This is a genomic window from Cellvibrio sp. QJXJ (assembly GCF_024452345.1).
Lineage (GTDB): Bacteria > Pseudomonadota > Gammaproteobacteria > Pseudomonadales > Cellvibrionaceae > Cellvibrio.
The window spans coordinates 1,400,508-1,413,279 of the sequence record NZ_CP101662.1 but is presented as its reverse complement, the minus strand read 5'-3'; the positions used below and the strand labels follow the sequence as shown (position 1 = coordinate 1,413,279).

The window sequence follows — 12,772 nt, the reverse complement described above, 5'->3', positions numbered from 1 at the left end:
GTCATTCTAGGGGAAGGCTTGCGGCGGGTATAGTCTCGATCGTCGCCTTTAAGCTGCCTTACAACACTAGATATTGTGGTTTTTGGTTTACCGGCGGCGCCCAAGTCGCTATACTTCCGCGCTTATTTTTTATCTGCTTGAGGTTGGTTGCTATGTTGCGAATTGCTGAAGAAGCCCTCACCTTTGATGACGTATTATTGGTGCCAGGTTATTCGGATGTCACTCCGAAAGATGTCTCCCTGAAGACTCAGTTGACTCGCAAGATTCAATTAAATATTCCCCTCATCTCCGCCGCCATGGATACCGTGACTGAATCCCGCTTGGCGATTGCCATGGCGCAGGAAGGTGGCATTGGTATTATCCACAAGAACATGTCCATTGAAGCTCAAGCGGCTGAAGTGCGCGCGGTGAAGAAATTCGAAGCCGGTGTGGTGAAAGATCCTATCACTATCGATTCCGCTGCCACTATCCGCGACTTGATCGCGCTGACTCGCAAAAACAATATTTCCGGTGTTCCCGTGCTGCATAACGGCGATTTGGTGGGCATAGTCACCGGTCGCGACGTGCGTTTTGAAACTAATTTGGATGCCAGCGTATCCAGCATCATGACGCCCAAAGAGCAATTGGTTACCGTTAAAGAAGGCTTTACCGCCGAAGAAGTGCGCAATCTGCTGCACAAACATCGCATCGAAAAAGTATTGGTCGTTAACGATAAATTCGAACTGACCGGTTTGATTACCGTTAAAGACATGAACAAAGCCGAAAAATACCCTACCGCCTGTAAAGACCCTGAAGGTCGTTTGCGTGTTGGCGCGAGTGTTGGCACCAGCCGCGATACCGACGAGCGTGTTGCCGCGCTGGTAGAAGCAGGTGTTGACGTACTGGTGGTAGATACCGCCCACGGCCATTCCAAAAATGTATTGGATCGCGTGCGTTCAATCAAAAGCAAATACCCGGAAGTGCAAGTGATTGGCGGTAATATCGCCACTGGCGCAGCGGCATTGGCTTTGGTTGAAGCGGGTGCGGATGCAGTGAAAGTGGGTATCGGCCCAGGTTCGATTTGTACTACCCGTATCGTCAGCGGTGTTGGTGTGCCGCAAATTTCGGCCATCGCCAATGTAGTTGCCGCACTTGAAGGGACTGGCGTACCTGCCATTGCCGATGGTGGTATTCGCTACTCCGGCGACATTGCCAAAGCCGTGGTTGCCGGTGCCCATGCAGTAATGATGGGCTCCATGTTTGCCGGTACTGAAGAGGCGCCGGGCGAAGTGGAGTTGTTCCAAGGCCGTACTTACAAAGCTTACCGTGGTATGGGCTCCTTGGGAGCTATGGCGCAAACCCAAGGCTCCAGTGACCGCTACTTCCAGGATGCCAGTGCAGGTGCAGAAAAGTTGGTTCCCGAAGGTATTGAGGGTCGTGTGGCCTACAAAGGGCCTTTGGCGGCAATCGTGCACCAGTTGATGGGCGGTTTGCGCTCAGCGATGGGTTACACCGGTTGTGCTGACTTGGGTACTATGCGTACCAAGCCCGAATTTGTGCGGGTGACTGCTGCCGGTATGGGCGAGAGCCACGTACACGACGTTCAAATTACTAAAGAAGCGCCTAACTACCCGATTAGCGGTCGTTAATTTATCTCGCTTCAGTGCTATCGCAAAAACTCGGGTTATGCCCGAGTTTTTCATTTAAGCCGAATTCTTTTTGTTGTTATTTTTCTTATTGAGCAGGAATCAATATGTCTCACGATATCCACGCACAGCGAATTCTTATCCTCGATTTTGGTTCGCAATACACCCAGTTGATTGCACGCCGTGTGCGTGAAATTGGTGTCTTCTCTGAAATTCGTGCTTGGGATATGAGCGAAGAAGAAATTCGCGCTTATAACCCCAAGGGTATTATTTTGGCGGGCAGCCCTGAATCCACCACTGAAGCCGGCTCGCCGCGCGCGCCGGAAGTGGTATTCAATTTGGGTGTACCGGTATTTGGTATTTGTTATGGCATGCAAACCATGGCCATGCAAATGGGTGGTTTGGTTGAAGGTTCCAATATTCGTGAATTTGGTTATGCGCAAATTAAAGTGAATGGTGAATCTTCACTGCTGAAGGATATCAAAGACCATGTTGATCACGACGGCAGTGCACTGCTTGATGTGTGGATGAGCCACGGCGACAAGGTCACCAAAATGCCGGAAGGTTTCAGCTTGATGGCATCCACGCCATCCTGCCCGATCGCTGGTATGTACAACGAAGCGAAAAAATTCTACGGCGTGCAGTTCCATCCGGAAGTGACTCATACCTTGCAAGGCAAACGCATATTTGAACATTTTGTATTGCAAGCCTGCGCCTGCGAACCGCTATGGACACCAGCCAATATTGTTGACGATGCGCTGAAAAAAGTGCGCGAACAAGTTGGCAGCGACAAAGTATTACTTGGCCTTTCCGGCGGTGTGGATTCATCTGTTGTAGCAGCGTTATTGCACAAAGCCATTGGTTCGCAATTAACCTGCGTTTTTGTGGACAACGGTTTGCTGCGCAAAAACGAAGGCGACCAAGTGATGGATATGTTCGCCAAAAATATGGGCGTAACGGTTATCCGTGCGGATGCCCAGGATCAATTTTTAAATAAATTGAAAGGCGAAAATGACCCTGAGAAAAAACGCAAAATTATCGGTGGCACTTTTATTGATGTGTTTGATGCAGAAGCCACCAAACTCAAAGATGTTAAATGGTTGGCGCAAGGCACGATTTACCCTGACGTGATTGAATCGGCCGCTGCTAAAACCGGCAAGGCACACGTGATCAAATCACATCACAACGTCGGCGGTTTGCCGGACGATATGGCCTTTAAATTAGTTGAGCCCCTGCGCGAATTATTTAAAGACGAAGTGCGTGCGATTGGTTTGGAATTGGGCTTGCCCTACGACATGGTCTACCGTCATCCATTCCCCGGCCCGGGTTTGGGTGTGCGCATCCTCGGTGAAGTGAAAAAGGAATATGCCGATATCCTGCGCGAAGCGGATGCAATCTTTTTGGAAGAGTTGCACGCCTCTGGCTGGTATCACAAAACCTCGCAGGCGTTTGCGGTTTTCTTGCCGGTAAAATCGGTGGGTGTAGTGGGTGATGGTCGTCGTTACGAGTGGGTGATTTCACTGCGTGCGGTGGAAACGGTCGATTTTATGACTGCGCGCTGGGCGCACTTGCCTTACGATTTGTTGGAAAAAGTCTCCGGTCGCATTATCAATGAAATCTCTGGTGTATCGCGTGTTTGTTACGATGTATCGAGCAAACCGCCCGCGACTATTGAATGGGAATAACGATTGAAGGAGTTTTAAATCGCACAGGGACGTGCCTGTTTTTTTATGAATGATGAGGCGCCCGGTTATGCCACAAACACTGAAAGTAAAGCCCCGACATTTTTCACTATTTTGTTGTTCGGTGTTGATGGTTGTTGCCGCAATTCCAATGCAACTTGGTGCGCAAACTCCCGAAACAGTTGTGGCAGAGGTTAATCCAGCCATTGCCAAGCAACAAACTGACACTACAGAAGCAATAGTTCAAGCGACAGCAGTTGAGCCGAGTGTTGCGCCATCCGTTGAGATTTCCACTGCGGTTGCTGAGCCTGCCACTCTTGCGGTAAACGTCGCTGAAAAAAAACAATCTGCATCATCGGTTGCTGAAGTATCTTCACTAAGTACTGTCTCTTCCGCGCAATCGTCTACTGCTCCTCAGCCGAGTTCTGCAAGTGCTGTTGTCTCGTCGGTTGCATCGGAGACTACATCTTCAATTGCTGTTGCTACCGCCAGTGCTGCTATGGCTCCCACTTCCGATCTTGCCACTGCAAATAATGAGGGTTCATCCGCAATTGACCCAGCTGCAGAGGTTATCAATGAAGCCCCTGCAGAACCCTTATCTCTTTCCAAATTTATTTTGGGGCGCGAAGTAAAACCCAATAGTTCGGTACGTTTGACTTGGAATTCAGAAACCGCTGTGGGTGGTTTCAGTGAGGAAACACCGATTCTGGTAGTGAACGGCGCTACGCCCGGCAAAACACTTTGCCTAACCGGCGCTGTGCATGGCGATGAATTAAATGGAATCGAAATGATTCGTCGGGTGATTTACAGCATAGAGCCAGCTAATTTAACCGGCACGATTATTGGTGTGCCTGTAGCTAACATTATGGGCTTTCGCCGCAACTCCCGCTATTTACCAGATCGCCGCGACTGGAACCGCTATTTTCCTGGCAATACTCATGGCAGCTCCGCATCGCGTTTAGCGCATTCTTTTTTTAGCAACATTATTATGCATTGCGATGCATTGGTAGATATTCACACCGGCTCATTCCATCGTACTAATTTGCCCCAATTGCGCGCTGATCTGGGTGATGAAAATGTTGCAAAGTTGGCGCAAAGTTTTGGTGCTATTGCAGTATTAAATGGTCGCGGCAATCCGAATTCATTGCGTGCTGCTGCGGTGCGCGCTGGCATTCCTGCGGTGACGTTAGAGGCTGGCGAGCCGATGGCCATTCAAAGCCGGGTGGTCGATGAAGGTGTGGCGGCAATTAATACTCTGCTCGCTAAAATGGGGATGTATGGCAAGCAAAAACGCTGGACGCGTATTGCCCCAGTTTATTATCGCTCCGTGTGGGTGCGTGCTAATCAAAGTGGAATTTTATTCAGCAAGGCGACACTCGGTCAGCGTGTGCGTGAAGACGATGTTTTAGGCACAGTTACCGATCCAATCACCAACGCACGTACCACGATCAAATCGCCTTACAACGGTAGAATTATTGGTATGGCGCTGGATCAGGTTGTACTGCCTGGTTTTGCCGCCTATCACATTGGTATTCAAACACCTGAAGCCATTCTTATTGAAGAGAGTCAGCTGAACGATGGATTGCTTGAGGATGAAGAAGATGGCGATGATGCCGGGCCCGATCCCGTTGATGAAATGGATGAGCCGGAAACCGGTGTGAGCAAAGCTCAGGATCGTATGGCGGATGAATAAAATAATTGTGTAGGTTGGAAAAGCGCAGCGCCTTCCGACAGAATAGATTCGCAATAATGTCGGAAGTCGCTGCGCTCTTCCAACCTACGTTATTTTAATAATGTGTGAATAAATTTCCATTCATCGGCTGTGACCGGTTGCGTCGACAGTCGGCTCTGTTTTACCAACACCATATTTTCCAATGCGGACTGCGCTTTGATTTCTGCCAGTGTGATTAAACGTGGAAATATTTTGGTAAGTTGAATATCAACCGAAACCCAGCGTGGATTTTCTGCCGTAGATTTTGGATCGTAATAATCGCTTTCGGGATTAAATTGGGTGGGATCAGGGTAGGCGGTTTTTACAACTTTTGCGGTGCCGACTATGCCGACGTTTTTACAGCTGCTGTGATAAATAAACACTTCATCATTCAGCGCCACCTGGTCGCGTAAAAAGTTACGCGCCTGGTAGTTGCGAATACCATCCCAGCGGCCGATTTTTTCGGGCGCAGCCGCAAGATGATCAATGCCGTAAATATGCGGCTCCGCTTTGAATAACCAATATTTTTTTGCCATGACCAGATCGCTCTTATCCGGTTTCCGTTCCTGTGATTTATTACAGCCAAGCGCTTAAGCGTGAGGCAGTTTCTTCGCTGATTAATTCCAGATTGATTTTACGTTTATCGATATCAACACTGTGGATTAACACGTTCACTTTGTCGTCCAAACGGTAAGTATTGCCTTCAATGGTTAGACTTAAACGACGCGAATCAAATTGCGCTTTAATCTCGCCATCTTTGGGTGCCAGTAGGGCGTAACCATCCAGGCCCCAGTCATCCAGTTTAATACCGATACCGAACGAATTTACCAGTGCAATACTTCCGCTGTGCACGCTACCGACATGTTGGTTGGCGTATTGGCAGCCGAGCCAGCTTTCTACATAGCGGCAAGCTTGGCGTCCGTTGTTTAATTGATTTTGCAATTGTTCGGCAAACTGTTTTTTATCGTTTAATTCCAACGCCGGCAAGCCGCGCAAAATACGTTTAATCGCCAGATGATTGAATAAGTCGTTGTAGCGGCGAATCGGTGAAGTAACCATCGCATAAGCGTTAAAGCCCAAACCAAAATGCCCTACCGGTTCAAAGGTGAGTGAGCCAGCTTGCAGCATGCGTTGTAATAATGAGTGCAGGCGATTATTGACGGGATTGTTGTCAGCGTTCAGGCGCAATTCGCGAAATAATGTGGTGAAATTTTCCAGTTGCGTTAAATCACCCGGTATCAGATCGGGGCGGTCTTCTTGAATTAATGAAAGTGCATCGTTGAGGCGTTCAGGGCGAAAACCCACATGGCTGGAAAAAATGCCGCAGCCAGGGTGCTGCAAAAATAATTCCCCGGCACAGATGTTGGTAACCAACATGGCCTCTTCGATCATGCGGTGCGCAATATTGCGCTCGCGTTTTTCAATGTGATCGATTTTTTTCACATCGTTCAAAATGAATGCGTAATCGGGGCGATCTTCCATCACCAACGCATTGAGTTGGCGATATTGTGCGCGTGCTTGTGCAAACGCTTTAAGTTCGACCAGCATGTCGTGAATATGTGCTGGTGCGCCAAGGGTAGATACTTCAGCGGTGAGCGCATCATAAACACCTTGATAGCTCAATTTGGATTGTGAGCGGATGAGTGCTTCAGCAAATTCAAATTGTGTAATGCTGCCATCCTGTGCAATTTGCATACGGCAAATCAATGCAGGGCGTTTTTGTTCCGGCACCAGTGAGTAGGTATCGTGTGACAGATCGACCGGCAACATAGTTACGGTTTGGCCAAGCAAATAATGGGTGCTGGCGCGCGCGCGCGCCGCTAATTCCAGTGGGCTGCCGAAATCAATGTGTTTGCTTGGGTCGGCAATTGCCGTAATCAATTCCCAACCGCTGTCCACAGTGGTGATATATATTGCATCATCCATATCGCGGGTGTTTTCAGAATCGATAGTGACAAAGGGTAGGTGGGTTAAGTCCAGCTCGCCATTGTCAAAGGTCAAGGGAGACCAATTAATGCCGCCCGCCTGACTTTGCGCGGGTGCTTGCCATTCAAACGGCATATGGAATTTTGCGATGGTATAACGGCTCTCTACCCCCGGTTCATCGAGGGTGCCAATCCGATTCAGTATATGTACCTGGGTTTTGCCTTCGCTGTTGAACGGGTGGCGCGCAATGGTGCAGTGAATTAAATCGCCAACTTTGTAGCCCTTGCGCTCTTGCGGGGGAATAAACAACCAGCGATTAAAGTTAGGCACGTCAGGTTCGACAAAATCGGTAGAACCCTTGTTGACATACTTGCCTACAAACTCACCCAGTCCCGGTTTGATCAGTTGAGTGAGCTTTGCTTCAAATTGACCTTTGCTGTTGGTGTTGATCTCTGCTTCGACCCGGTCATCGGGCAGCACGCGCATCATCTGCTCGGGGTCGATAAAAGCCTCGCGTCCATCGTCTAGAATTAAAAAACCAAAACGCTTGGTGGTAGTGCGAACAATCCCTTGGGTAACGTCTTTGGCGGCGACAATCGTGGACTTTAATTGCGAGAGTTGTTGAAGAGCATCTTTATTGAGCATGAAGGACAACTTAATCAGTGAAAGTAATGGCGCGAATTATAGCTGCATTTTGGGGGGAGGGTTGCGCAAATATGAGGCATTAACCCAGTGTAAAAAATATGGGTACATCACTGGCCAATGCGCTTTCTTTTGACAGTATCTGGCATCGTCAGGTTACAATCGGTTTCACTTAGTGCTTGTTTTTATTGAATTTCCTGGAAAAGGGCTTGTTATTTGGACGCCATATCTATCAACAACATCTTGCTTATTGGTGCACTGCTCGTTGCGGCGAGTATTCTGCTGAGTTCTATCTCGACACGGGTTGGTGTACCAATTCTGGTGATTTTTCTGGCGGTGGGTATGGTGGCCGGTGTTGATGGCCCCGGCGGTATTGTGTTCAACGATTATTCAATCGCCTATCTCGTGAGTAACCTGGCGTTGGCCATTATTTTACTGGATGGCGGTATGCGCACTCGCGCGGCGACTTTCCGCGTTGCGCTATGGCCGGCATTGTCTTTAGCGACGGTTGGGGTGGTTATTACTGCGGGGCTGACCGGGTTGGCGGCGGCCTGGCTATTTGATTTGTCGCTGTTAGAAGGGTTGTTAATTGGAGCTATCGTTGGCTCTACCGATGCCGCTGTCGTGTTTAATTTGTTAAACGGCAAGGGTTTGAATGAGCGGGTTGGTTCAACACTGGAAATTGAATCCGGTAGCAATGACCCTATGGCGATGTTTCTAACGGTTACCTTGATTGCAATGCTGGCGGCGGGAGAAACCAGCTTTAGTTGGTCGGTTCTGGTTAATTTAGTGCAGCAATTTGGGTTGGGTATTGTGCTTGGTGTGGCTGGTGGGTGGCTGTTGTTACAGTTGATCAACCGGTTGTCGATTGCCGGTGGTTTGTATCCACTGTTAGCCGTAAGTGGCGGCATTATGCTTTACGCAATCTCCAGCGCCTTGGGTGGCAGCGGGATTCTCACTGTCTATGTCTGCGGCCTGTTGTTGGGAAATCGCCCCATTCGCAATCGACATGGCATTTTGCATATGTTTGATGGCTTGGCCTGGCTTAGTCAAATAGGCATGTTCCTGGTGCTCGGTTTATTGCTTACCCCCAGCGATTTATTACCTATTGCAGTGCCTGCCTTGTTGTTATCGCTGTGGATGATTTTGTTTGCGCGGCCCCTGTCCATTTTGATTGGCCTCTTGCCATTTCGCGGTTTTCAGTGGCGTGAGCGCACGTTTATTTCCTGGGTTGGTTTGCGCGGTGCGGTGCCGGTTATTTTGGCGGTTTTCCCCTTGATGGCCGGTTTGCCCAACGCACAATTATTTTTTAACGTTGCCTTCTTTATCGTTTTAGTTTCACTGCTAGTACAGGGAACAACACTGGGTTTTGCTGCGCGTAAAGCAAGGGTGGTGGTGCCTTCGGTGCCGTCACCTATGTCGCGTGCGGGGCTGGAAATTCATGTAACGAGTCAGTGGGAGTTGTTCATCTATAAATTAGGTGCAGAGAAGTGGTGTATTGGTGCCGCGTTGCGCGAATTGCATATGCCGGATAACACCCGCATTGCGGCCTTATTTCGCGATCATGAATTACTTCACCCCCACCGGCAGCACTCGCTTAATGGCTGGCGATGTATTGTGTGTCATTGGCCACGACTCTGATTTGCCTGCACTGGGTAAATTATTTAGCCAAGCGCCCAAGCGCAATTTGGATTTAACCTTTTTTGGCGATTTTATTATTCAGGGCGATGCGGAGTTGCGCGATTTAGCCATGCTTTATGCGTTGGACATGAAAGGTTATGAGCAGCACAAAACTTTGAGCGAGCTGATTACTTTTTTGGTGGGCGATAAATTAGTGGTTGGCGATAACGCTGAGTGGAGCGGCATGCTCTGGACAGTTGCGGAAGTGGAGGGCAATCAGGCGCGCAAGATAGGCGTAAAACCCGCCGCTAAAAAACGCCCTAAATCCCAGGACAATACGGATAACTCATGATTCCTTTAATGCATCCGGCGCTAGTGCGAACCCAGGCATTTATTAATGGTGATTGGTACTCTGCCGTATCGCAAAAAACATTTGCCGTGAATAATCCGGCAACCGGTGAGTTGATTGCGCAAGTAGCGGACTTGAGTTCATTGGATGCGCAACATGCCATCGAGTCTGCGGCAATTGCCCAGCCAGTGTGGGCGCAAAAAACGGCGAAAGAACGCAGTATTTTATTGCGCCGTTGGTTTGATCTGGTGATGGAAAATCAAGCTGATCTTGCACAGATTCTTACTGCCGAACAAGGCAAGCCCATAGCGGAGTCCATGGCGGAAATTGCGTATGGTGCAAGTTATATTGAGTGGTTTGCCGAGCAGGCCAAACGTATTAATGGCGATATCATCCCACCATCCAGAAGTAACCAACGTATTTCAGTACTCCAGCAGCCTGTGGGCGTAGTGGCAACAATCACACCGTGGAATTTCCCTAACGCGATGCTCGCACGCAAACTTGCACCGGCATTGGCGGCGGGTTGTACGGTAGTGGCAAAACCCGCTGCAGAAACACCGTTTTCCGCTTTGGCACTCGCGCAACTCGCGCAACAAGCGGGTATTCCTGCGGGTGTTATCAACATAGTGACTAGTAGTGATGCACCCGCTATTGGAGCTGAATTTACCGGGCATCCAGCGGTGCGAAAAATTTCTTTTACCGGTTCAACCGCCGTGGGAAAGTTACTCATTCAACAGTGTGCTGCTGATGTAAAACGCATTACTCTTGAATTGGGTGGCAACGCACCGTTTATTGTATTTGATGATGCAGATATCGACGCAGCTGTCGCTGGCGCTATGGTCGCTAAATTTCGTAACGCTGGGCAAACCTGCGTATGCGCCAATCGTTTTTATGTGCAGCGCTCTATTTATAACGCGTTCAGTGCAAAATTAAGCGCGGCTATGCAGGAATTGTGCGTCGGCAATGGTGTTAATGAACAGGTATCTGTTGGACCATTGATTTCTGCAGCCGCAATCCAAAAAGTGCAGCAGTTAGTGGATGATGCTATCGCCAAGGGCGCTGTTGTTTCCTGTCAAATTCCGGTGAATATCGAAAAGGGGTATTTTTATCCGCCCACACTGTTAACAAATGTTTCTGTGGATAGCGACTTGCTAGAGGCAGAAATTTTTGGGCCTGTCGCCGCCCTGATTCCTTTTGATACTGAGGCAGACGTGATAGCGCAAGCTAATTGTAGCGTTTATGGTCTGGCCGCTTATTGTTACACCCGCGATTACCAGCGTATCCAACGTTTAACTGAAGAATTACAGACAGGAATGCTCGGTATTAATACCGGATTGATCTCGAATGAAATGGCTCCTTTTGGTGGTATCAAGCAGTCGGGCTGGGGGCGTGAGGGGTCAATATACGGTCTGGATGATTATTTAAACATCAAATACATCAATGAGAGTTTTTGATATACATAGATTGTTTAATAATAAAAATAATAAAACGCCAAACTAAACGACAAATCGCTCAAGTGTTACTAAACTTTAATGGTCTCGCTCCAGAGAAGTTGAAAAACAAGAGAGGTTTATCATGTTTGCTTGGTATCAGGGGTTCAGTCTCCGCTGGAAGATCAGACTTCCTTTACTGCTGTTGGTGATTCTGGTGGTTTACATGGGGCTTTATTCCATGGATACCAGTAAAGCACTGGGCTCGAATGCGGCGACGATTGCCAAAGTAAATCTTCCCGAAATTGAATTGCTTATCCAGGCGGATCGCGACTTGTATCAAGCATTGGTCGCTGAGCGCGCACTCTTCCAACTTGATACCTCGGCTGAGGAATTGATTGCAGAGCAAAGTGAAAATGCGCAACAGGCTTATGATCGTATCCACAAATCACTCGATTTATCCAATACGGCAACTTCTCAAGAGCGCGAGGAATTTACGCGGCGCTACAATCGCTGGAAACAATTAGCCGATGAAGTTATTCGTGGTGCACGGGCAAGCGATGAGGCTGGTCGACTCGCGGCGCAACAACAATCATATGGCACAGCATCCGAAGCTTTTGAGCATGTGCGCACCTATATTGATGAGCTGCAAGAAAAGCGTTTAGCTCATGTAGATCAATTTACGCAGAAAATTGATCAGGACCAAGAAAGCTCAACTCAACATTTATTGATGTCAGTGGTGTTTGGTACCTTGGTGAGTTTAGCCGCGGCATTTTTTTTACCGATAGTTGTTGCTAATCAAGTGACTCAGATCAGTCATCGCATTCAAAATATTGCCGAGGGTGATGGCGATTTAACTATTCGTATACCCGTGGACACTAATGACGAGCTGGGTCAATTGGCCTCTCATGTAAATCACTTTATGGAAAAACTGCAGCGCATTATTGCCAGTGTATTAGCCAATGCGAGTGAAGTTTCCAAAACCGCGGAATCGCTCCTTGAAGTGTCCAGCAATAGCCAGCGTGCGGCCGATGATCAGTGTCATGCAATTACCATGGTGGTCACGGCAGTGAATGAGTTGACCATGGCGATTCAAGAAGTTGCACGCAATACCGGCAATACCGCGCAAAATACCCGCGAGGCAACAGCCATTACAGACAGCGGTCAGAACCGAATTCGTATTGCGGTCGAGCGTGTGCAGCAGTTGGCTGTGCGGATCAATGAAACCGCTGATTTTATGTCGCATCTGGAAGGCGAAGCTAAAAATGTGACGTCGGTGATTGATGTTATTCGCGGCGTTGCCGAGCAGACTAACTTACTGGCATTAAACGCAGCGATTGAAGCGGCGCGTGCCGGTGAGCAGGGGCGTGGTTTTGCAGTAGTAGCGGATGAGGTGCGTACTCTGGCGAGTCGTACACAGCAATCCACTGCAGACATTCAAGGTATGTTGGGGCAATTGCAACAGGGTGTTCAACGCGCGGTAGAAGCTATGAGCAGTAGCTCTGCAATGACAGCAGAAGCGGCAACCTCCGCCAATGAGGCAGGACAATCCTTAATGGGAATTGGTACTGCAGTAAAAGAAATTGCAGATATGACACTGCAAATTGCCACTGCTGCGGAAGAGCAAAGCTCAGTAACTGCCGAGATAGATAAAAATCTGGTACAAATTAATTCGTTGGCAATGAATACGCTTGAGGGCGCATCCAAAACTGCAGAAGAGAGTCAGCGGTTAAACGAATTGTCGATTCAATTGCGTCAACTGTTGGGACAATTTCGGGTTTAACTGT

The 12,772-nt window shown here is 48.6% G+C and carries 9 protein-coding genes; 7 read left to right on the top strand and 2 right to left on the bottom strand.

The genetic code is table 11. From position 1 onward, the window contains the following. The first annotated feature begins 152 nt into the window (after nucleotides 1–152). From guaB to NNX04_RS06030, 3 genes are all read left to right on the top strand, one after another. On the top strand, nucleotides 153–1,628 hold the full coding sequence (gene guaB / locus NNX04_RS06040) for an IMP dehydrogenase (protein WP_261947795.1): 1,476 nt from the start codon (nucleotides 153–155) through the stop codon (nucleotides 1,626–1,628). Between the two features lie 104 nt (nucleotides 1,629–1,732). Next, nucleotides 1,733–3,310 carry a glutamine-hydrolyzing GMP synthase gene (guaA, locus tag NNX04_RS06035; RefSeq protein ID WP_261947794.1) on the top strand — a complete coding sequence of 526 codons (1,578 nt, stop codon included), beginning with the start codon at nucleotides 1,733–1,735 and terminating at the stop codon, nucleotides 3,308–3,310. A 67-nt stretch (nucleotides 3,311–3,377) separates the two neighbouring features. Then, nucleotides 3,378–5,000, top strand: coding sequence for a succinylglutamate desuccinylase/aspartoacylase family protein (locus NNX04_RS06030; RefSeq protein WP_261947793.1), 1,623 nt, complete (start codon nucleotides 3,378–3,380; stop codon nucleotides 4,998–5,000). Between the two features lie 89 nt (nucleotides 5,001–5,089). On the opposite strand, the gene NNX04_RS06025 is transcribed toward NNX04_RS06030, so the two are convergent. Further along, the gene (locus NNX04_RS06025) at nucleotides 5,090–5,554 is read right to left on the bottom strand and encodes an EVE domain-containing protein (protein ID WP_007640403.1); all 465 of its coding nucleotides are present in this window, start codon (nucleotides 5,552–5,554) and stop codon (nucleotides 5,090–5,092) included. A 40-nt stretch (nucleotides 5,555–5,594) separates the two neighbouring features. Beyond that, nucleotides 5,595–7,589 carry a VacB/RNase II family 3'-5' exoribonuclease gene (locus tag NNX04_RS06020; RefSeq protein WP_261947792.1) on the bottom strand — a complete coding sequence of 665 codons (1,995 nt, stop codon included), beginning with the start codon at nucleotides 7,587–7,589 and terminating at the stop codon, nucleotides 5,595–5,597. A 213-nt stretch (nucleotides 7,590–7,802) separates the two neighbouring features. Between NNX04_RS06020 and NNX04_RS06015 the strand changes: the two genes are divergently transcribed. The 4 genes from NNX04_RS06015 (at nucleotide 7,803) to NNX04_RS06000 (ending at nucleotide 12,768) form a co-directional block, all read left to right on the top strand. Next, nucleotides 7,803–9,227: a potassium/proton antiporter gene (locus tag NNX04_RS06015; protein ID WP_261947791.1), complete on the top strand. Its 1,425-nt coding sequence runs from the start codon at nucleotides 7,803–7,805 to the stop codon at nucleotides 9,225–9,227. Further along, nucleotides 9,187–9,558 (top strand): transporter associated domain-containing protein, encoded by a 372-nt coding sequence (locus NNX04_RS06010; RefSeq protein ID WP_261947790.1) that lies wholly within the window; start codon nucleotides 9,187–9,189, stop codon nucleotides 9,556–9,558. The genes NNX04_RS06015 and NNX04_RS06010 overlap by 41 nt, the downstream gene beginning before the upstream one ends. Next, nucleotides 9,555–11,009: an NAD-dependent succinate-semialdehyde dehydrogenase gene (locus NNX04_RS06005; protein WP_261947789.1), complete on the top strand. Its 1,455-nt coding sequence runs from the start codon at nucleotides 9,555–9,557 to the stop codon at nucleotides 11,007–11,009. The genes NNX04_RS06010 and NNX04_RS06005 overlap by 4 nt, the downstream gene beginning before the upstream one ends. A gap of 121 nt (nucleotides 11,010–11,130) precedes the next feature. Further along, nucleotides 11,131–12,768 carry a methyl-accepting chemotaxis protein gene (locus tag NNX04_RS06000; protein WP_151057235.1) on the top strand — a complete coding sequence of 546 codons (1,638 nt, stop codon included), beginning with the start codon at nucleotides 11,131–11,133 and terminating at the stop codon, nucleotides 12,766–12,768. The last annotated feature ends 4 nt before the right edge of the window (nucleotides 12,769–12,772 follow it).